This window comes from Bacillus sp. JZ34, assembly GCF_053903205.1.
The window spans coordinates 2,718,999-2,739,694 of the sequence record NZ_CP096403.1 but is presented as its reverse complement, the minus strand read 5'-3'; the positions used below and the strand labels follow the sequence as shown (position 1 = coordinate 2,739,694).

The 20,696-nt window shown below is 46.1% G+C and carries 22 protein-coding genes; 13 read left to right on the top strand and 9 right to left on the bottom strand.

From position 1 onward, the window contains the following. The first annotated feature begins 19 nt into the window (after nucleotides 1-19). Complete coding sequence (locus M1D90_RS13795; RefSeq protein ID WP_020451232.1) at nucleotides 20-394, top strand: YybH family protein; 375 nt, start codon at nucleotides 20-22, stop codon at nucleotides 392-394. Nucleotides 395-518: 124 nt separating this feature from the next. Here M1D90_RS13795 and M1D90_RS13790 read toward each other — a convergent pair whose 3' ends face one another. The 3 genes from M1D90_RS13790 to mreBH form a co-directional block, all read right to left on the bottom strand. Continuing rightward, nucleotides 519-1,751 (bottom strand): aminopeptidase, encoded by a 1,233-nt coding sequence (locus M1D90_RS13790; RefSeq protein WP_020451233.1) that lies wholly within the window; start codon nucleotides 1,749-1,751, stop codon nucleotides 519-521. Between the two features lie 90 nt (nucleotides 1,752-1,841). Next, a complete protein-coding gene (locus M1D90_RS13785; RefSeq protein ID WP_003181378.1) occupies nucleotides 1,842-1,973 on the bottom strand; it encodes a protein YkpC in 132 nt (43 codons plus the stop codon). Nucleotides 1,974-2,046: 73 nt separating this feature from the next. After that, the gene (gene mreBH / locus M1D90_RS13780; RefSeq protein WP_020451234.1) at nucleotides 2,047-3,054 is read right to left on the bottom strand and encodes a rod-share determining protein MreBH; all 1,008 of its coding nucleotides are present in this window, start codon (nucleotides 3,052-3,054) and stop codon (nucleotides 2,047-2,049) included. 305 nt (nucleotides 3,055-3,359) lie between these two features. On the opposite strand from mreBH, the gene M1D90_RS13775 reads away from it, so the two are divergent. The 4 genes from M1D90_RS13775 to ade all read left to right on the top strand — a co-directional run bounded on the left by M1D90_RS13775 (nucleotide 3,360) and on the right by ade (nucleotide 7,727). Continuing rightward, complete coding sequence (locus tag M1D90_RS13775) at nucleotides 3,360-3,647, top strand: AbrB/MazE/SpoVT family DNA-binding domain-containing protein (RefSeq protein ID WP_095290390.1); 288 nt, start codon at nucleotides 3,360-3,362, stop codon at nucleotides 3,645-3,647. A 167-nt stretch (nucleotides 3,648-3,814) separates the two neighbouring features. Beyond that, nucleotides 3,815-5,152 carry an ATP-binding protein gene (locus M1D90_RS13770; RefSeq protein WP_146873450.1) on the top strand — a complete coding sequence of 446 codons (1,338 nt, stop codon included), beginning with the start codon at nucleotides 3,815-3,817 and terminating at the stop codon, nucleotides 5,150-5,152. Nucleotides 5,153-5,215: 63 nt separating this feature from the next. Continuing rightward, nucleotides 5,216-5,878, top strand: a complete 663-nt coding sequence (locus M1D90_RS13765) for a potassium channel family protein (RefSeq protein WP_020451237.1) — start codon at nucleotides 5,216-5,218, stop codon at nucleotides 5,876-5,878. A gap of 127 nt (nucleotides 5,879-6,005) precedes the next feature. Next, entirely contained in the window at nucleotides 6,006-7,727 is a 1,722-nt protein-coding gene (gene ade / locus M1D90_RS13760) for an adenine deaminase (RefSeq protein WP_456282830.1), read from the top strand. Between the two features lie 47 nt (nucleotides 7,728-7,774). On the opposite strand, the gene rnjA is transcribed toward ade, so the two are convergent. Beyond that, entirely contained in the window at nucleotides 7,775-9,442 is a 1,668-nt protein-coding gene (gene rnjA, locus M1D90_RS13755) for a ribonuclease J1 (RefSeq protein ID WP_020451239.1), read from the bottom strand. A 4-nt stretch (nucleotides 9,443-9,446) separates the two neighbouring features. Beyond that, the gene (locus M1D90_RS13750; protein WP_020451240.1) at nucleotides 9,447-9,656 is read right to left on the bottom strand and encodes a DNA-dependent RNA polymerase subunit epsilon; all 210 of its coding nucleotides are present in this window, start codon (nucleotides 9,654-9,656) and stop codon (nucleotides 9,447-9,449) included. A 398-nt stretch (nucleotides 9,657-10,054) separates the two neighbouring features. On the opposite strand from M1D90_RS13750, the gene M1D90_RS13745 reads away from it, so the two are divergent. Further along, nucleotides 10,055-10,831, top strand: coding sequence for a Cof-type HAD-IIB family hydrolase (locus M1D90_RS13745; protein WP_456282829.1), 777 nt, complete (start codon nucleotides 10,055-10,057; stop codon nucleotides 10,829-10,831). Nucleotides 10,832-10,868: 37 nt separating this feature from the next. Here the strand turns inward: M1D90_RS13745 and def are convergent, their stop codons facing one another. Continuing rightward, a complete protein-coding gene (gene def / locus M1D90_RS13740; protein ID WP_026579776.1) occupies nucleotides 10,869-11,423 on the bottom strand; it encodes a peptide deformylase in 555 nt (184 codons plus the stop codon). Nucleotides 11,424-11,543: 120 nt separating this feature from the next. Then, complete coding sequence (locus M1D90_RS13735) at nucleotides 11,544-11,675, bottom strand: YjcZ family sporulation protein (RefSeq protein ID WP_003181399.1); 132 nt, start codon at nucleotides 11,673-11,675, stop codon at nucleotides 11,544-11,546. A gap of 257 nt (nucleotides 11,676-11,932) precedes the next feature. On the opposite strand from M1D90_RS13735, the gene M1D90_RS13730 reads away from it, so the two are divergent. The 5 genes from M1D90_RS13730 (at nucleotide 11,933) to lpdA (ending at nucleotide 17,964) form a co-directional block, all read left to right on the top strand. Beyond that, the gene (locus tag M1D90_RS13730; RefSeq protein ID WP_130569306.1) at nucleotides 11,933-12,601 is read left to right on the top strand and encodes a YkyA family protein; all 669 of its coding nucleotides are present in this window, start codon (nucleotides 11,933-11,935) and stop codon (nucleotides 12,599-12,601) included. Between the two features lie 397 nt (nucleotides 12,602-12,998). Then, nucleotides 12,999-14,114 (top strand): pyruvate dehydrogenase (acetyl-transferring) E1 component subunit alpha, encoded by a 1,116-nt coding sequence (pdhA, locus tag M1D90_RS13725; RefSeq protein ID WP_020451244.1) that lies wholly within the window; start codon nucleotides 12,999-13,001, stop codon nucleotides 14,112-14,114. A gap of 3 nt (nucleotides 14,115-14,117) precedes the next feature. Continuing rightward, nucleotides 14,118-15,095, top strand: coding sequence for a pyruvate dehydrogenase complex E1 component subunit beta (gene pdhB / locus M1D90_RS13720; protein ID WP_020451245.1), 978 nt, complete (start codon nucleotides 14,118-14,120; stop codon nucleotides 15,093-15,095). 159 nt (nucleotides 15,096-15,254) lie between these two features. Continuing rightward, a complete protein-coding gene (locus tag M1D90_RS13715) occupies nucleotides 15,255-16,547 on the top strand; it encodes a dihydrolipoamide acetyltransferase family protein (RefSeq protein ID WP_026579774.1) in 1,293 nt (430 codons plus the stop codon). A 4-nt stretch (nucleotides 16,548-16,551) separates the two neighbouring features. After that, the gene (lpdA, locus tag M1D90_RS13710; protein WP_020451247.1) at nucleotides 16,552-17,964 is read left to right on the top strand and encodes a dihydrolipoyl dehydrogenase; all 1,413 of its coding nucleotides are present in this window, start codon (nucleotides 16,552-16,554) and stop codon (nucleotides 17,962-17,964) included. 90 nt (nucleotides 17,965-18,054) lie between these two features. On the opposite strand, the gene M1D90_RS13705 is transcribed toward lpdA, so the two are convergent. Beyond that, nucleotides 18,055-18,435, bottom strand: coding sequence for a hypothetical protein (locus M1D90_RS13705; RefSeq protein ID WP_020451248.1), 381 nt, complete (start codon nucleotides 18,433-18,435; stop codon nucleotides 18,055-18,057). Nucleotides 18,436-18,812: 377 nt separating this feature from the next. Here M1D90_RS13705 and M1D90_RS13700 point away from each other — a divergent pair, with 377 nt between their 5' ends. Further along, on the top strand, nucleotides 18,813-18,932 hold the full coding sequence (locus M1D90_RS13700; RefSeq protein WP_020451249.1) for a GapA-binding peptide SR1P: 120 nt from the start codon (nucleotides 18,813-18,815) through the stop codon (nucleotides 18,930-18,932). Nucleotides 18,933-18,977: 45 nt separating this feature from the next. Here the strand turns inward: M1D90_RS13700 and M1D90_RS13695 are convergent, their stop codons facing one another. After that, nucleotides 18,978-20,450 carry an aminotransferase class I/II-fold pyridoxal phosphate-dependent enzyme gene (locus M1D90_RS13695; RefSeq protein WP_095290397.1) on the bottom strand — a complete coding sequence of 491 codons (1,473 nt, stop codon included), beginning with the start codon at nucleotides 20,448-20,450 and terminating at the stop codon, nucleotides 18,978-18,980. Between M1D90_RS13695 and M1D90_RS13690 the strand changes: the two genes are divergently transcribed. Continuing rightward, nucleotides 20,439-20,693 carry a hypothetical protein gene (locus M1D90_RS13690; protein ID WP_023857271.1) on the top strand — a complete coding sequence of 85 codons (255 nt, stop codon included), beginning with the start codon at nucleotides 20,439-20,441 and terminating at the stop codon, nucleotides 20,691-20,693. The two genes, M1D90_RS13695 and M1D90_RS13690, sit on opposite strands and share 12 nt — an antisense overlap. Nucleotides 20,694-20,696 lie beyond the last annotated feature (3 nt).

Here is a 20,696-nt window from a genome sequence, read left to right as displayed (position 1 = left end):
AAAAAGGGAGATGGTTGCCGTGTCATGCCGCAAGGCTCTTGAGCAATATATTCAAGCAACAAACACACATGAGTTTGAGAATGTCAAAAAGCTCCTTCATCCCGACGCTGTGTACTGGTTCTCGGATGAAACGTGCTCGGGCGTTAAGGAAATTCAGCGTTATTTTGAAAACGCCTGGAAGCAAATCGAAAACGAAGTATACAGCGCCAGTCATATCAGTTGGATCACGGAAACGGACGAACAGGCCGTCTGTCTTTATACATACGAATGGAAAGGGTTTTTTAGGGGCGAACCGGTTCAAGGGGCAGGCCGTGCGACAAACGTATTTGTAAAGGACGAGTCAGGAAGCTGGAAGCTGAAGCATGAACATTTAAGCAGTTTGCCCAAATCATGAGGAGGCGGGGCATTGGACGGCTTTATAGATCCATCTATGTACGGAAGTTAGAAAGGCTGGCAGCATGCGGAAATGATATAAAAGGACCTCAGAAAACTTCTGAGGTCCTTTTGTGCGGAAGGCTTTAGATCGCCCAGTTGCCGTTTCTGAAAATCGGCTCTCTTTTTCCGTCTGCTGTGATTCCGTCTATATTCATTTCTCCTGAACCGATCATGAAGTCAACATGTGTAATGCTTTCGTTTAATCCTTCTTTCGCCAGCTCTTCGCGCGACATCTGCTTTCCGCCTTCGATGTTGAATGCGTACGCACTGCCGATTGCGAGGTGGTTTGAGGCGTTTTCGTCAAACAGCGTGTTGTAAAACAGAATATTGGACTTGGAAATCGGCGAATCGTGGGCAACGAGCGCAATTTCGCCTAAGTAGTGTGAACCCTCATCCGTTTCGATCAGCTCTTTTAAAATCTCTTCACCTTGTTCAGCTTTGACATCGGTGATCCGTCCGTTTTCAAATGTCAGCTGAAAGCCGTCGATCAGATTGCCGCCGTAGCTTAACGGCTTTGTGCTTGAAACAGTGCCGTTCACTCCGTCTTTTTTCGGAGCGGTGAATACTTCTTCTGTCGGCATATTGGCCATGAACTCGATGCCGTTTTCGTTTGTGCTTCCGGCGCCGACCCACAGGTGCTTCTCAGGAAGCTCGATCGTCAAATCTGTTCCTTTTGCTTGGTAATGAAGGGCTTGGTAATGCTTGTCGTTTAAGACGCTTACTTTATCGCGCAAAGTTTGATCGTGATCTTTCCACGCCTGGACAGGATCTTCACGGTCGACGCGGGTCGTTTTGAAGATCTCATTCCACAGCTTTTGCATCGCTGTCTTTTCATCTGCGTCAGGGAATACTTTTTTGGCCCAGGCCGGTGAAGGTGCTGCGACGACAGTCCAGCTGACTTTATCCGATTGAATCATTTGCCTGTATGTATGCATCGCCTTTCCGGCGGCTTTTTGCTGGGCCGCGATTTTTTTGGAATCGATGCCTTTCAAAAGATCAGGGCTTGAAGAGACAATGGAAATAAAAGCGGCGCCTTCCTTAGCGAGCGTCTCCAGACCTTTCGCTTCCCACTCAGGGAATTCTTCAAAGGCTTCCGCTGGGGCCAGCTCATATTTCAGCCTTGTCACCTCATCATCCTGCCAGCGGACCGTTACGTTTTTTGCCCCTCTTTGATAGGCGCTTTTGACGAGGAGCCGTGCAAAATCGCGTACTTCTGTTGACGCGTTGATAACGACTTTCTGTCCTTTTTGAACGTTTACACCGACTTCGGCTACAAGCTTCGCATATTTGCTCAGTTTATCAGTAAACGAATTCATTGGCAAAACCTCCTTTATTGTCCATAACATCATATCAAATATTTGATTGAAAAGAAAAAAAAGACGCAGCCCGGTAAGGCTGCATCTTTTTTAACGGTTGATTTTGGCCGTTTGGCCGGGGGGCGAGCTTGGCATGTTTGCAAGGGAGATGCTCATCCCCCCGAGAATAATACCGCTTAATATAACGGTGATGGCCAGGCGTCTTCCCATATCTCTAAGCATGTTCTTCCTCCTTATCGTTTCTCCATTCCTCACGATATGAAAGAAGCAGGGAAAAAAGACGCGAAAACAAAAATTATTTAGCCGCTTTTTGCAATTTATCGATCACTTCAAGAGAGCGGCCCGTTCCGATGGCGACAGACTCGAGCGGATTTGCAGCAACATGCACGGGCACAACGATTTCCTGTGATAGCCATTCTTTGATGCCGTTCAATAGCGCGCCTCCTCCGGTTAAAATCACGCCCCGGTCGACAATGTCTCCGCTCAGCTCGGGAGGACAGTCTTCAAGCGTCGCTCTGATGGCTTCGATAATATGAAGGAGCGATTCGCGCATCGCCTTCTGAATCTCTATTGATTCCAGGGTAATTGTTTTCGGCAGGCCTGTGACAAGGTCGCGCCCTCTGACTTCCATCGTTTTCGTCTCATGGTCAATCAATGCGTAGCCGATCTCAATCTTGACTTCTTCGGCCGTCCGTTCACCGATCAGCAGGTTGTATTTTTTTCTGACGAATGACACGATGTCTTCATCAAGCTGGTCGCCGCCGATCCGGATCGAGTGGCATGAGACTACGCCTCCGAATGAAATGATCGCCACTTCTGTCGTGCCGCCGCCGATATCGACGACAACGTTTGCGACAGGTTCATCGACAGGCAGGTCTGCGCCGATGGCGGCAGCGACAGGCTCCTCAATCAAATGGACTTGCTTGGCTCCGCAGTTTTTGACAGCATCGCTGATCGCGCGACGTTCAACCGCGGTTGAACCGGATGGCGTGCAGACGACGACGCTCGGCTTTCTGAAGGTAAAGCCGATGTTCTTTCCGGCTTTTTTCATAATCTGCTTCAAGAGGTCTGTCGTCATGTCATAATCGGCGATGACTCCGTCTTTCATCGGTCTGACCGCGACGATTTTTCCCGGTGTCTTTCCGATCATGTTTTTGGCTTCTGTGCCGACCGCCAATACGCTCTTTGTTTCCGTATCCACGGCGACAACGGAAGGCTCATTTAAAATGATTCCTTTGTTTTTGCTGTAAACCAATATGTTAGCTGTGCCTAGATCAATTCCGATCTCGGTTGTTTGAAACATGTTTTCACCCAATCTCTATTTAAAATTTTTCCGAAAAACGAAATTTTCTTCGTGCTGAAAAAATGAATTTCATTTAAATTTTCTCAAATGATCGGCGATTTTTGGGGGTTTGTGACGAGTTTGAAACCAATCTGTAAAATGCTGTCCTCATATTGACATGATGAGAAAAATATTCATTTTTATGACCGAATTTTTGTCAAAGAAACGTTCAATAAGGGAAACCTTTTTCAGTCTTCGTTCGTCTATCGTTATGCTAAGACAATATCTTAGAAAAATAGAAACAAAAGAGGAAGTAGGCGAAAGTTTTGAAAGCAATTGGAGTTGTGAGAAAAGTAGACGAACTCGGCCGGATCGTGATGCCGATTGAATTGAGAAGAGCTTTGGATATTTCGATCAAGGACAGCATCGAATTCTTTGTCGACCAAGATAAAATTGTCCTGAAAAAATATAAACCGCACGGTGTGTGCCTGATGACCGGTGAAATCACTTCTGAAAACCGCGAGTACGGAAACGGGAAAATTACGCTGAGTCCTGAGGGGGCCGAATTGCTTTTGGAAGAAATAAGAGCTGCCTTAAACGAAGTGAAAGCATAAGATTTGAAGCCCTTCATCAGAAGGGCTTTTTCTTGCGTCGGCAGAAGATAAAACCGCCGTCACTGAAAAATTCAGCCATAGAGACGATAAATACTTCGAACAATCCTCTCAAATGTGGTGTAAAGAATGTTACAATTGACTGAGAAATACAAGTGGCAGGTGGGGGTATGAAAAGATATCAAGGACGAATCATTGCAACCGTGCTGGCAATGACTTTTATCATGTTTTGGAATTTTTTATTCTATGGGGTGTTGGGAAATAAAATCAATTGGACGGTTGATCTGCTGTTTACACTGGTGACATTAATCAGCGTTTGGTGGCTCACGCTTTATATCGATGAGTCCAATCAGCTTGTCTATAAACTGAAGGAAAGCGAAAAGAAATACAAAGAGCTTTCTTCAGAAACCAACCGCATCATGGATAACCTTCAGGAAATCGTCTTTCAGACGGACCGGATAGGATACATTACATTTTTGAATCAGGCGTGGACAACGTTGACCGGATACAGTGTTGAAGAGAGTCTTGGAACGATGTACAACGATTACTTTGACCATGAAGAACGGATCTCGAATCACCTGATCGCCCAGCTGAAGAACAAGGAGCCTGAAGGCAGGATCGAGGTGCTCTACCATCGCAAAGACGGAAGCAAGTTCTGGGGCGAAGTTCACTATAAACTTTATTATAAAAACGGTCAATTTACGAGCAGCTTGGGGACGCTGACTGATGTGACAGAACGGAAAAAAGCGGAGATGGAATTGTTCAAGTCGAATCAGCGGCTGGCTATGCAGTCTCAGAAGCTGGCGATGGCCGGGCAGCTCGCCGCGGGAATAGCTCACGAAGTCAGGAACCCGCTGACATCGGTAAACGGATTTTTGCAGCTGATGAAAGCGGAATATCCCGACCGGAAAGATTACTTTGACATTATTTTCTCAGAGATTAAACGAATCGATTCCGTGCTCGGCGAACTGCTTGTACTGGCCAAACCGCACCAGGTTCAATTTAAAAAGATCAACATCAATTCGGTTCTTCAGCAGGTGACAACGCTTCTTGAGACCAACGCCGTGCTTTCCCACATTAAGATCGAAAAAGCGTTTCAGTACGGGGAGGAGTGGGAAATAAACGGCGATGAAAATCAAATCAAACAGGTATTCATCAATTTAATAAAAAACGGGATAGAAGCGATGCCTGACGGCGGAAAAATCACGATCTCCTCGGAGGTTGAAGGTGACTATGTGAAAATCAGCATCAAAGACGAAGGGGGCGGCATTTCCCAAGCCGATTTGGCAAAGCTCGGGGAGCCTTTCTTCTCAACGAAAGAAGAAGGGACGGGTCTTGGGCTGACGATTTGCCTGAATATTATCGGCGCTCACAACGGAGAAATGAAAATCGACAGCGAATTGGGCGAGGGAAGCACATTCCACATCCTGCTTCCGATCGACAAAGGGGCGGCATCCGAAGAGAACGATATTCAGCAAGGATGCTGCAGCCGCGCAACGATAAAATAAAAGAGGAAAAATTCCACTTCATATGATAGAATTTGTTCAGATTGACCCATGGAGGAATTACCGATGAAAAAAGAATTTGCAGTAATTGGACTCGGCCGGTTCGGCGGCAGCATTTGTAAAGCATTGAGTGAAGAAGGGCTTGAGGTAATGGCGATCGACAGAGATGAAGATCGCGTAAACGAATACGCCAAAATTGCCTCACATGCTGTGATAGGAGACACTACAGACGAATCAGTGCTGAAAAACCTTGGACTGCGCAATTTTGACCACGTCATTGTAGCGATCGGGGAGAACATTCAAGCGAGCATTTTGACAACGCTGATTTTGAAAGAGCTTGGTGTGAAAATGATTACCGTCAAAGCTCAAAACGATTATCACGAAAAAGTATTATCCAAAATCGGAGCGGACCGGATCGTTCATCCGGAGCGTGAAATGGGAAAAAGAATCGCCCACAACATCGTCTCCAACAATGTGCTTGATTATCTTGAACTTTCTGATGAGCACAGCCTTGTCGAAATCGCAGCGAACGGCAAACTGGCCGGAAATACGCTGCTTGACCTTGATATCCGGGCCAGATACGGAATTAATATTGTCGCGATCAAGCGGGGGAAAGAAGTCATCGTATCTCCGCTTGCCACCGAAGAGATTCAAAAAGACGATATTTTAATCGTCATCGGCTCAAATCCTGACATTGAGAGATTTGAAAAAAAAGTTTTTCAACATTAAAATGCCATCGATCAGCCGCGGGAACCCCACAGCCCGCGGTTTTTTTGATCTTTTCATTGACTGTTTCAAACGATTCGGCTACGATATTGAACCATATCCATATAAAAATGAGAGGGGACATATATCTTTGGACAATGAGATGTTCATTCACCGGCTTGGCGCCGCCAGTCATCGCAAAAAAGCGGATACTGTAATTAAAAACGGAAAGATCATGGATGTTTTTAATCAGGAATGGTTGAAGACAGACATAGCTATCACAGACGGGGCCATCGTCGGTTTGGGCGATTATGAGGGGGACAATACCATTGACGCAGAAGGACAAATGATCGTTCCAGGCTTTATCGACGGTCATGTCCACATTGAGTCTTCAATGGTGACGCCGCCCGAATTTGCCAAAGCGGTGATTCCCCACGGTGTAACAACCGTTGTCACCGATCCCCATGAAATCGCGAATGTCTCAGGAGTGAGGGGTCTTGAGTTCATGTTGGAGCAGGCTAAGATGACAAGGCTGAACATTCGTTTTATGCTCCCTTCTTGTGTGCCTGCGGCACCATTTGAAAAATCGGGTGCGGTTTTGAACGCTGCGGATTTACATCCTTTTTACAGCCGCGAAGAGGTGCTCGGGCTTGCGGAAGTGATGGACTATGTGGCCGTTGAAGCGGGAGAGCCGGATATGGTGCAAAAACTCATGGATGCCCATAAAGCGGACAAGCGGATCGACGGACATCTGGCCGGCTTGTCAGCCGGGTTCATCAATGTCTATAGAGCGGCGGGCGTGCTGACAGACCATGAGGTCACGACACCTGAAGAGGCGCTTGAACGGGTCAGAAGAGGAATGTACGTCATGCTGAGAGAAGGCTCTGCGGCAAAGAATACACGTCATGTTTTGCCTGCGGTTAATGAGAAAAATGCGAGACGCTTCTTTTTCTGTACGGATGATAAGCATTTGGATGAACTGGTCGATGAAGGAAGCATTAACCATCAGGTCAAGCTTGCCATTCAAGAGGGACTTGACCCGTTTCTCGCATATCAAATGGGCAGCCTCAATGCAGCGGAATGCTTCGGGTTAAAGACGAAGGGAGCGGTTGCCCCGGGTTATGACGCAGACCTCCTTTTCATCAGCGATTTTGAGAACGTCAGCATTTCAAAGACGATGATCAACGGCGTGATCTGGAGCGGGGCAGAACAAAGCGAATGGACGGACGGCAAAGCGGCACCTGCTCTGCTCCAATCTGTCCGTCTCCCTGATTTACATGAGGATGATCTGGAAATTCCGATCGTTCAAGGGAGTGAAATCAGGGTCATTGACATTATCCCCAATCAGCTTGAAACAAAGCTGTCCCTGGCCAAGCCGAAAAGCGGCGCTTTTTTTCAGCCGGATCTGGAAAGCGATCTGTTGAAAATTGCAGTGATTGAGCGCCATCGCGGCGTTAAAGGAATCGGACTCGGCGTTGTCAGGGGCTTCGGTCTAAAAGAAGGCGCCATCGCGACAACGATTTCTCATGATTCCCACAATTTAATCGCTGTCGGTACAAATGATCAAGACATCTTAAAAGCGGTTGAACGTCTCGGAGAAATCGGGGGAGGCCTCACCATTGCAAAAGGAGGGAAGGAGCTTCAATCCGTCGCTCTGCCGATTGCCGGCCTCTTGTCGGACAAACCGCTTGAGACGGTAAACGAAAGCTTAAAATCTCTTCATGCAGCATTAACGGAGACAGGATTTTCAGGAGCGTTTAATCCTTTTCTGACGCTTTCTTTTTTAGCGCTTCCTGTTATCCCCGACATTAAAATGACGACAGAAGGCTTGTTTGATGTTAAAGCGTTCAGGCATATCCCGATTCAACCATAAAAAAACGGATGCACACCGGTGCATCCGTTTTTTTGCTCAAGCCGCGATTAGACTTCCATAATAATCGGAAGGATCATCGGGCGGCGTTTTGTTTTTTCGTAGAGGAACGGAGCGAGCGTGTCTGTGATCTCGTTCTTAATTTCAGACCACTGCGTCGTTTTGCGTTCCATCACTTTTTTAAGGTGTCCTGCAATCAGATCCTGGGCATCGTTGATTAAATCACCGGATTCTCTCATGTAGACAAATCCTCTGGAAATTAAGTCAGGTCCTGCGGACACTTTGAACTCTTTCATGTTGATGCTGACAACGACAATGACAAGCCCTTCTTCAGAAAGAATCCGGCGGTCGCGAAGCACGATGTTCCCGATGTCGCCGATGCCGCTTCCGTCAATATAGACATTGCCTGACGGGATTTTACCTGCGACTGAGGCTTCTTCGCTTGTCAAAGCAAGCACTTCGCCGTTGTCCATAATAAAGCAGTTTTCCTCAGGAATTCCGCAGTCTGTCGCAAGTTTGACGTGCATTTTCTGCATTCTGTATTCACCGTGAATCGGCATGAAAAACTTTGGCTTGATGAGGCGGAGCATCAGCTTTTGCTCTTCCTGTCCGCCATGTCCTGATGTATGAATGTTAGTCACAGCTCCGTGGATGACATCAGCGCCCGCCCGGTAAAGCTGGTTAATTGTGCGACTGACGCTGATTGTATTGCCCGGGATCGGAGATGATGAAAATACGACCGTATCCCCGGGAATGATGGAAATTTGCCGGTGTGTGCCGTTAGCAATTCGGGATAGCGCAGCCATCGGTTCACCTTGGCTTCCGGTACAAAGAATCGTCACTTTGCCGGCAGGAAGCCTATTGATTTCATTCGCTTCAACAAACGTATTTTTCGGACACTTAATATACCCGAGCGTTTGGCCGATTTCAATCGCCGACTCCATGCTTCGTCCAAATACGGCAACCTTCCGTCCGTTTGCAACAGCTGCTTCGATCACCTGCTGCAGGCGGTGGATGTTTGACGCGAAGGTTGCGAAGATGATCCGCCCTTCAACTTTTCGGAAAATATCATCAATGCTTTCTCCGACTTTGCGCTCTGACATCGTGAAATCAGGGATTTCACTGTTGGTGCTGTCAGAAAGCAGGCAAAGCACGCCTTCTTTTCCGATTTCGGCCATCTTGGTCAAGTTGGCAGGTTCGCCTACCGGTGTAAAATCGAATTTAAAGTCACCGGTATGTACGATGTTTCCTTGCGGTGTTTTTACGACAATCCCGTATGAGTCCGGAATGCTGTGGGTCGTCCTGAAAAAAGAAACCGACGTTTTTCTGAATTTGACGATATCGTCTTCTTCAATGATATGAAGCTTTGTTTGACGCAGCAGACCGTGCTCTTCAAGCTTCTTTCTGAGAAGGCCGATGGCGAGCTGTCCGCCGTAAACGGGAATGTTCACCTGTTTGAGCAGGTACGGAATTCCGCCGATATGGTCTTCGTGGCCGTGCGTAATAAAAAGACCTTTGATTTTTTCTTCGTTTTTGACTAAATAAGTGTAGTCGGGGATGACATAGTCGATTCCGAGGAGCTCGTCTTCCGGAAACTTAATCCCCGCATCGATGAGCACGATCTCGTCCTGAAACTGGACCCCGTACGTGTTTTTGCCGATTTCCCCAAGTCCTCCAAGGGCAAATACAGCCGTTTGATCATTTTTTACAAATTTCATTCATTCATAACTCCAATACTTTAAAATTTTCGCTTTGCTTTTCATATTCTAAAAAAGCGTCTTCAACTTGCTGTATAAACTCAATATTGTAGTTGTATTGTTTTAATTTAGATCTGACTTCACGTTCAGATTGAGCTTCCACAAAAATTGAATCTGTTTTTTCACGAACAGGTACTTCGTCATTGCTTGCTTGATAAAATACCTTATAGATCATCCAAATCTCTCCTTAACTGCCGATTGTTAGACTCATCTTTCTATTATATTCGAAATTGCCTCATAAGAAAAGCGCTTGAGAAAAAAAGGACTCTTCCACATGAGTGAAGGTCCTTTTAGGCAATCGACTTTCTGCGCATCATGCCATTCAGCTGTTTTTTTAATTTTTTCCGCAGTCGGCGTAGCATACGGATTCCTCCTTTCTCTGACTTGTCCGGTCACTACCGTATCTCTTTAGTTCTATTATATGATGAATCCGTCTATTGTTACATGGATATTATTGGCATGTTGATTTTGTTTTGATTTTGGAGTGAAAAGGTTTTCTCGCGTACGCAGTTTTTGTATGATGGTACAGGAGAACCATCAATCATACTAGCTAAGGGAGAAGGATTCACTGCCATGGATAAAAAGCTGATTTTCTTTGATATCGACGGAACGATTTATGATCATGATAAACGGATTCCCGACACCGCGAAACAGGCTGTCTCCGATTTAAAAGCGTACGGCCATCATGTTTTCATCGCATCAGGCCGGGCGCCGTTTATGGTCAGGCCTGTGCTTGAAGAATTGGGCATCGATTCTTTTGTCTCTTATAACGGACAATATGTCGTTTTTGAAGGAGAGGTCATTTATAAAAACCCCATTGCCGAACAGTCACTGGAAGCGCTGCTTGCGCATTCGGACAGCTGCGGCCATCCCCTCGTCTTCATGGGAGAAGAGGGGATGCGCACTACATCTGCCGGCCATCCGTTCGTCCACGAAGGAATCGGCAGCTTAAAAGTCAATCCGCCGGAAGAGGACCGCGCCTATTTTAAAGGTAGGGACATTTTTCAGGTCCTCTTGTTCTGTAAGCAAGACGAGGAAGAGCAGTACAGCCGGTTTCAGGAGTTTGATCTCGTCCGCTGGCACGAGCGCTCCACAGATGTGCTGCCTTCTGGCGGTTCGAAAGCGGAAGGAATCAAAAAAGTCATTGAAAAGCTTCCGTTCGACAGAGAGGATACTTACGCGTTTGGAGACGGTCTGAACGACCTGCAGATGATCGAGTTTGCGGGAACCGGAGTGGCGATGGGCAACGCTGTGCCTGAGCTGAAAAAAATAGCCGACTTTGTCACAAAGCCCGTCGATGAAGACGGCATTCAATACGCGGTAGAAGCCCTCGGGCTTTTGAAACCATAAAAAAACGGATCTTGTCTGATCCGTTTTTTTATGTGCATTATCTGCCGACAGGCGTTGCGTTTTCGGGTTGTTTCAGCGGGTTTTCTTTGTCGATATGGTCGTAAAACATAATGCCGTTTAAATGATCGATTTCATGCTGGAATACGATTGCCGGAAATCCTTTTAAGCGGATGTCGACGTTTTCGCCATCAAGTGTCGTTCCTTTGACCCGGATCCGTTCATAGCGCGGAACATATCCGGGAATCGGTTCGTCGACGGACAGGCAGCCCTCGCCGCTTGTCAAATAGCATTTTTGAACAGAGTGGCTGACGATCTTCGGATTGAAAAGCGCATAGCTGTAAAGTGTCCCGTCTTCATTTTCGGCATGAACTGCGATCATTCGTTTATTGATATTAATTTGCGGAGCGGCTAGGCCGACACCAGGACGAAGGTTGTACTTTTGAGCGATTTCAGGGTCCTGGCTGTTTTTGATAAACTCGATCATGTCGCTCAGCTGTTTGATTTCTTCTTCGCTAGCTGGCAATTGAACTTCTTCGGCGACGGTTCTTAAAGCGGGGTGCCCGTCGCGGACAATGTTTTCCATTGTGATCAACATCTTCACTCCCAACGATTCATTATGTAAAGTATAGCGGATATTGCTCTTTTCGCGCAATCTCTGTGCATGATAAAATGACCAGCCGAAGGAGGCTGGTCATGACGGATTCATCAGGGGCTAGCAGCCTAAATAAGCGGCCCCTACAATAATCAGCAGAATAAAGAGAACGACGATCAAAGCGAATGTGCGGCCGTAGCCGTATCCATAACCGCCGCCGTACCCGTATCCAGGGCAGCAATAACCGTACATATGAAGACCTCCTCCGTTATTTTACGCCAGCCTTTTCTTTTTGGTAGGCATGGCGTCTAATATAAATTATGTAAAAGTCCAACGGTTGTATAGTCGAATGCCCAACTTCAAGGAATTTTCCCTGAATGTTTTGGTCTAAAAGCGAAGGCGGCGGCATACCGATCTGATATCGGCTTGTCCATACGCTTTAGACTTCTGTTGTCAAACAAACGAATTCATTTTATAGTGGAATTTGTCGAGATTGGGGGAAGTTCGAAGTGAAATTTTCAAACATGCGGGTGCCAGCAGGCATCGTTGTTCTTTTCACGGCAGCATTTGTACTATCAGGCTGTCTCTGGAAAGATCCTGTCGAGTCTTTTCACGGCTCGCTGGAGAAGATCGTGGAATTGGAAGAGCCTTTTAAACAAGAGCAGGGTTCCCTTAAAAGTCTGGAAAAAGCCGAATCTAAGCTTTACGAGGAAATGATCAGGCTCAATATGGATGATTTTGACCGAATCGCTGCGCTCTCTGACAAAGCGCTCAAGAAAGCCGGAAACCGCGAGAAGCACTTGAATTTTGAGAAAGAAAGCATAGACGAAGCAAAGCAGGAGTTTGAAGCGAATAAAGCGTCGGCGGAAAAAATCGAAGATCAGAAGGTCAGGAAAAAAGCTGAGAACGCTGCTTCTTTTATGGAAAAGCGCTACAAAGCCTACGACTCGCTTTATGACGCTTATCAGAAAGCAATCGGCCTTGACAAAGAGCTGTACAAGCTGCTCAAAAACAAAGGTCTTAAACTGGATGACCTTGAGGCACAGCTGAAAAAAATCAATCAATCGTATGACAAAGTGCTGAAAGAAAGCAAACATTTCAATGAGTATACAAAGGATTACAACAAAGCCAGAAAAGATTTTTACAAGGCTGCGGGATTTGAGATGAAAGAGGGCTGAATATTCAGCCCTCTTTTTTCGACAAAATCTGTATTGCTATTGTAATACAGAATGCTGTCTATACTAGAACAGTTTGAAACAGTCTGAACAGCGCTGAAACAGAAATTCAGTAAAGCGAATACATTTATTGAATTTCAGGAATGAAATCGATTGACGAGTATGATCGACTGGTGTAAACTTAGCCTTGGTGGAACTTGTTGTATTAGTTTGTCATAAACTATAAATGATACAGTTTTAGAACGCGTTGTGCTGTCCTTACATAAAAGTTTCGACAACCATCAAAGCGGCTAATAAGAAATAAATATGAGTTGCGCCCGTCAATTTAGGACACCCTAATTCTGTATGTATAAGGGATACACGTCTATGACTGTCAAAAGAAAGGAAGAGGTGACTTTATATGGCTGCAAAAACGAAAAAAGCAATCGTTGATAGCAAAAAGCAATTCGATGCCATTAAAAAGCAGTTCGAAACGTTTCAAATTTTGAATGAAGAAGGCGAAGTCGTTAATGAAGCGGCAATGCCCGATCTATCTGATGATCAATTAAAAGAATTAATGCGCCGCATGGTGTATACACGCATTTTGGATCAGCGTTCTATTTCTTTGAACAGACAAGGCCGCCTTGGCTTCTACGCGCCGACTGCCGGTCAGGAAGCGTCTCAAATTGCTACGCATTTCGCGCTTGAAAAAGAAGACTTTGTTCTTCCTGGCTACCGTGATGTTCCGCAGCTGATCTGGCACGGACTTCCGCTTTATCAAGCATTCTTGTTCTCTCGCGGACATTTCCGCGGCAACCAAATGCCGGATGATGTCAATGCGCTGTCACCGCAAATTATTATCGGTGCGCAATATATCCAGACGGCTGGCGTTGCACTCGGCTTGAAAAAACGCGGCAAACAGGCTGTGGCGATCACTTATACTGGAGACGGCGGTGCTTCCCAAGGTGACTTCTACGAAGGCATCAACTTTGCCGGTGCGTATAAAGCTCCAGCTATTTTCGTTGTTCAAAACAACCGCTATGCGATTTCTACACCTGTTGAGAAGCAATCAGCAGCTCAAACAATCGCACAAAAAGCTGCGGCTGCAGGTATCGTCGGCGTTCAAGTAGACGGCATGGATGCCCTTGCTGTATACGCTGCGACACGCGAAGCACGCGAGCGCGCTGTAAACGGCGAAGGCCCTACCCTGATCGAAACGCTTTGCTTCCGTTACGGTCCTCATACTATGGCCGGTGACGACCCGACGAAATACCGTACGAAAGAAATCGAGAATGAGTGGGAGCAGAAAGATCCGCTTGTCCGTTTCCGCAAATTCTTGGAAAACAAAGGCCTTTGGTCTGAAGAAGAAGAAAGCAAGGTAATTGAAGAAGCGAAAGAAGAAATCAAGCAGGCGATCAAAAAAGCTGACGAAGAGCCGAAGCAAAAAGTGACCGACCTGATCGACATCATGTATGAAGAGCTTCCTTACAACCTTGCAGAACAAAAGGAAATTTATAAAGAGAAGGAGTCGAAGTAAGCCATGGCGCAAATGACAATGATTCAAGCAATCACTGATGCGTTACGCACAGAACTGAAAAATGACGAAAATGTCTTAGTTTTCGGAGAAGACGTCGGTGTTAACGGCGGCGTGTTCCGTGCGACTGAAGGATTGCAAAAAGAGTTTGGTGAGGATCGCGTATTTGACACTCCTCTTGCTGAATCTGGTATCGGCGGCCTTGCACTCGGCTTAGGCTTACAAGGCTTCCGTCCTGTAATGGAAATTCAATTTTTCGGCTTTGTGTACGAAGTGATGGACTCAGTTTCCGGACAAATGGCACGGATGCGCTACCGTTCCGGCGGCCGCTGGACTTCACCAGTGACAATCCGCTCTCCGTTCGGCGGCGGTGTTCATACGCCTGAACTTCACGCGGACAGCTTGGAAGGACTCGTTGCACAGCAGCCTGGACTTAAAGTCGTCATTCCTTCAACTCCGTACGATGCTAAAGGACTTTTAATCTCCGCGATCCGCGATAACGATCCGGTTGTCTTCCTTGAGCATATGAAACTTTACCGTTCATTCCGTCAGGAAGTTCCTGAAGAGGAATACACAATTGAAATCGGCAAAGCCGATGTGAAACGCGAAGGAACAGACCTTTCTATCATCACATACGGAGCGATGGTTCACGAGTCATTAAAAGCTGCGGAAGAGCTTGAAAAAGAAGGCGTATCTGCTGAGGTTGTCGACCTTCGCACAGTCAGCCCGCTTGACATCGACACGATCATCGCATCTGTGGAAAAAACAGGCCGCGCGATCGTCGTTCAAGAGGCGCAAAAACAGGCTGGAGTGGCTGCAAACGTTGTTGCCGAAATCAACGACCGCGCGATTTTGAGCCTCGAAGCTCCGGTGCTTCGCGTCACTGCTCCTGATACGGTATTCGCATTCTCTCAAGCTGAAAGCGTATGGCTTCCAAACCATAAAGACGTGCTTGAAACTGCGAAAAAAGTATTGGAATTCTAATAAGATCTGAACAATAAGGGAAAAGCTGATACCAGCCTTTTTCCCTTCATGCATTTCCACAGTCAGTCGGAGAAACTGTAGCCGTCTACTGACAGTCAGCCTAAATAAGCAGGCTGGCCATTATATCAACTACGTAATAATCTTAGGAGGTCGAAAACTGTGGCATTTGAATTTAAACTTCCGGATATCGGGGAAGGAATCCACGAAGGCGAAATCGTAAAATGGTTCGTCAAGCCAAACGACGAGGTAAACGAAGATGACGTTTTGGCAGAGGTCCAAAACGATAAAGCAGTTGTAGAAATTCCTTCACCTGTTAAAGGAAAAGTATTAGAATTAAAAGTTGAAGAGGGAACAGTCGCAACCGTTGGGCAGACAATCATCACATTTGATGCACCAGGTTACGAAGATCTTCAATTCAAAGGCGACGAATCAGGCGAAGCGAAAGCGGAAGAAGCTGACAAACAAGAAACTGATGCACCAGCAGAAGCAGCGGAAGCAAACGAGCAAGCGGATGCAGATCCGAATAAGCGGGTCATTGCAATGCCATCTGTACGCAAGTATGCCCGTGAAAAAGGCGTTGATATCGTGAATGTTTCAGGTTCGGGCAAAAACGGCCGCGTTCTGAAAGAAGATATCGACAGCTTCTTAAACGGAGGAACTGCCGGAAACGCTCAGGCTGCTCAAGCTGAAGAAAAAGCAGAGCCTGCTGCACAAAAACCTGCAGCGGCGGTTCAAGTGCCTGAAGGCGAATTCCCTGAAACACGCGAGAAAATGAGCGGAATCCGCAAAGCCATCGCAAAAGCTATGGTCAACTCAAAACATACCGCTCCACACGTTACACTAATGGACGAAGTCGATGTGACAAACCTTGTCGCTCACCGCAAGCAGTTTAAACAAGTTGCGGCTGATCAAGGAATTAAGCTGACTTACCTGCCTTACGTGGTAAAAGCTTTAACATCAGCTCTGAAAAAATATCCAGTCCTGAATACATCAATTGACGACAATACAGATGAAGTGATTCAGAAGCACTACTACAACATCGGTATTGCGGCAGACACTGACAAAGGCCTGCTTGTGCCGGTCGTTAAAAATGCGGACCGCAAAGCTGTTTTTGAGATTTCAAATGAAATCAACGAACTTGCGACAAAAGCACGCGACGGCAAACTTGCTCCTGCTGAAATGAAAGGCGCTTCTTGCACAATTACGAATATCGGCTCTGCCGGCGGTCAATGGTTCACACCGGTTATCAACCATCCGGAAGTTGCGATCCTTGGAATCGGCCGCATCGCTGAGAAAGCTGTCGTTCGTGACGGCGAAATCGTCGCTGCACCTGTTCTGGCTCTTTCTCTAAGCTTCGACCACCGTATGATCGACGGCGCAACTGCACAAAACGCATTAAATCACATCAAGCGTTTGCTGAACGATCCACAATTAATTTTAATGGAGGCGTAATGTAATGGTAGTAGGAGATTTCCCTATTGAAACAGATACTCTTGTCATTGGTGCGGGACCTGGCGGCTATGTAGCTGCCATCCGCGCTGCTCAGCTTGGACAAAAAGTAACAATCGTTGAAAAAGGCAATCTTGGAGGCGTATGTCTGAATGTCGGATGTATCCCTTCAAAAGCGCTGATCAATGCAGGCCACCGCTATGAGAATGCAAAGCATTCTGAAGAGATGGGGATCACTGCTGAAAACGTAAAAGTTGACTTTACAAAAGTTCAAGAATGGAAAGCCTCTGTCGTTAATAAGCTTACCGGCGGTGTTGAAGGCCTTCTGAAAGGCAACAAAGTCGACATCGTAAAAGGCGAAGCGTACTTTGTAGACAGCAATTCTGTACGCGTGATGGATGAGAATTCAGCTCAGACATACACGTTCAAAAATGCGATCATTGCAACGGGTTCTCGCCCTATCGAATTGCCAAACTTCAAATATAGCGACCGCGTACTGAATTCAACAGGCGCGCTTGCACTGAAAGAAATTCCTAAGAAGCTCGTTGTCATCGGCGGCGGCTACATCGGAACTGAGCTCGGTACTGCATATGCAAACTTCGGCACTGAAGTTGTCATTCTTGAAGGCGGAGAAGAAATCCTTCCAGGCTTTGAGAAGCAAATGAGCTCTCTTGTTAAACGTAACCTGAAGAAAAAAGGCAACGTTGAAATCCATACAAAAGCTATGGCTAAAGGCGTAGAAGAAAAAGCTGACGGCGTAACCGTTACGTTCGAAGTGAAAGGCGAAGAGCAAACGATCGATGCGGACTACGTACTTGTCACTGTCGGCCGCGTTGCAAACACGGACGAGCTTGGACTTGAACAAGTAGGCGTTGAAATGACGGACCGCGGCATCATCAAAACGGACAAACAATGCCGTACAAACATTCCGAACATCTATGCGATCGGTGACATCATCGAAGGTCCTCCGCTTGCACATAAAGCTTCTTATGAAGGTAAAATCGCTGCTGAAGCGATTGCCGGAGAAGCAGCGGAAATCGACTATCTCGGAATTCCTGCGGTCGTCTTCTCTGAGCCTGAACTTGCATCTGTGGGTTACACTGAAGCACAGGCTAAAGAAGAAGGTCTTGCAGTGACTGCAGCCAAATTCCCGTTTGCTGCAAACGGACGTGCGCTGTCATTAAACGAAACTGACGGTTTCCTTAAACTTGTAACACGCAAAGAAGACGGTTTAGTCATCGGTGCACAAATTGCCGGAGCAAGTGCTTCTGACATGATTTCTGAGCTGAGCTTGGCAATCGAAGCAGGCATGACTGCTGAAGATATCGCCATGACAATCCATGCTCACCCTACATTGGGAGAAATCACAATGGAAGCTGCAGAAGTTGCCATTGGCATGCCGATTCACGTTGTAAAATAATTAAATGAAAAACCCCCAGCAGGGGGTTTTTTTATGTATTTTAGCAATTGCTCAAGATAGAAAATCCCCTTGCACATACACAGGGGATTTTTAATGCTTCAATTCTTTTTGAAGAAGCTTTACAATTTTATCTTTATCTTTTATTTTTCCTTCAATTTTAACCAGTACTTTTTTATCATGAACAAGCAGCAAGCTTGGAAAGATTTTAACCTCTTTTTTCCACTGGCCTTTTTCATGTGAAATTTCCATATTTGAAACCTGTTCGGGAAATTCTTTTTTTAAATCCAAAAGCGCATCATAGTAAGCCACTTCCTGCCCCATATGCTCGTCATCGGAAAAAAAGATGAGCTTGAGGTGGCGTTGGTTGGCGCTTTGCTGCTGCTCATGGTCAGGCATGATGTGAGATAAAGAACATCCACTCGTCAAAAAAAGGAAACAAATTGCGGCGGTGAATATCGCTCGAAACCACATGACGTCTCCTCACCTCTCTATATAATGCAAGCCGATTTTCCTGTTCGATTAGTAAACAATTCCTATTTTATCATGATAATTGAAATAATCTTTCGTTGTTACCCATTTGTTACACAATTGATAACTGCTGTTTTATTTATGAGACGTTGCAGATTGAACGGATTTGATGGGTACATAGTCGGAATCAGCAGGGAAGCGTTCTGCATAAGCTTTAAGCAGGAATACATATATAACATGAATGGCCTTTTTTTCGAAAAAAGAGCAAAAATGATTTAAATGTGTTATACAATTAACCGTTGACAATATTAATGTGACATAATATTATAAAGGTAACAAATTTAAACGCTTCCATTTTGAAAAGAAAAGGGGAATGAAAGATGGGCACGATCGTTTGTCAAGACTGCAATGAAACCATTCAGCATTTTGAAGATGAGAAAGTGACGATTCTTTACGGAACGTGCGGACAGTGCAACTGCCATCTTAGAGAGGAAGAATAGAAAAAAGCATGCGGCCATTTACAGTGCCGCATGCTTTTCTGTTTTTTACAGGATTGCTTGCTGTTCTTTAATGACGCGGATCATATGGAGGGTGTCATCTTCCGGTCCCTGAACAGGCAGCCCTGCTTCGAGGTTCTTTTCGATGTAGTTGATATTATCCTCGGTAATGATCTCGCCTGGAATGAAGATCGGTATCCCTGGCGGATAAACCATCACAAATTCGGCAATGATTCTGCCGGCGGCTTTTTTAAACGGAATAATTTCCGTATTTGCATAAAAAGCGTCACGCGGTGTCATTGCAAGCGCTGGAATGTTTGGCAGAAGCACTTCAGGCTTGCGTCTGTTTTCCGCAGCAGAGGCGGCCTGCTGAGCGATGTCGGCTAAGCCTTTGATCAGCGCATCCGCATCCTCTTTCCGGTCTCCCGGTGTAAAAATGCACAGGATGTTGTATAAGTCAGAAAGCTCCACTTCGATTTGACATGACTCGCGCAGCCATTTTTCCACATCATGCCCGGTCAGCCCGAGGTCTTTCACAGATATGATCAATTTGGTCGGATCATAGTTAAAAGCCGCTTTGGAGCCGAGGATTTCCCTCCCGACGCATGAAATACCGTTGATTTCATTGATGCGATCCCTTGTTTCATCAGCGAGCTTAATCGTTTGTTCGATCAGTTCGTGTCCTTCTGTGGCTAAGCGTTTTCTTGCGACATCAAGTGAAGCGAGCAATAAATAGGAGGTCGATGTCGTCGTCAGCATGCTTAAAATCGATTGAACTCTTTCTTTTGAAACAAGACCTTCTTTCATATTGAGAATCGAGCTCTGTGTAAGGGATCCTCCGAGCTTATGAACGCTCGTCGCCGCCATATCCGCTCCGGCCTGCATGGCAGAAAGAGGCAGATCTTCGTGGAAATGGATGTGAACGCCGTGTGCTTCGTCAACAAGCACAGGGATATGAAATGAATGAGCCAGCTCCACGATGCTTCTTAAGTCTGCAGCTATGCCGAAATAAGTCGGGTTGATGACTAGAAGCCCCTTTGCGTCAGGATGCTCAAGCAGCGCTTTTTTCGCTGATTCAGGGGTGATTCCGTGTGAAATTCCCAACTCATCGTCAATTTCCGGATGGATGAAGATCGGTACTGCGCCTGAGAAGACGATCGCTGACATGACCGATTTATGAACATTTCTTGGCACGATGATTTTGTCTCCGGGGCCGCATACGGCCATGACCATCGTCATGATGGCGCCGCTCGTTCCCTGAACGGAAAAAAACGTGTAGTCGGCTCCGAATGCTTCAGCCGCCAGATCCTGCGCCTGTTTGATGATTCCTTTCGGTGCGTGCAGATCGTCGAGAGGCTCGATATTGATTAAATCTATGCTTAATGCGTTTTCTCCGATAAACGCCCTGAATTCAGGGTCCATCCCGGAGCCTTTTTTGTGCCCGGGTATATGGAACTGGATCGGGTTTTTGCCGGCGTGTTTTTTTAATCCGGTATATAGGGGTGTTTCGTGCTGCAACAATTGTTTTCCCACCTTCATGATAAACCTGCTATTTCCTTAAAGACTATTCTTTATCAAAAATCGTTGAGTTATTTTGCGTTTTTGCTTGATGGCATAAAACAAATGAATTATATTATGTTCTTGAAAGAATGTAAAGAACATTTTATCATCTTTAAGGCTTCTCTGTCCCTTTGGATAGTCGCAAAAAAGAAAACCAATACTAAAGCCAAACAAGCCGTCAGGCCGAACTGCACAAGGAGATGAACC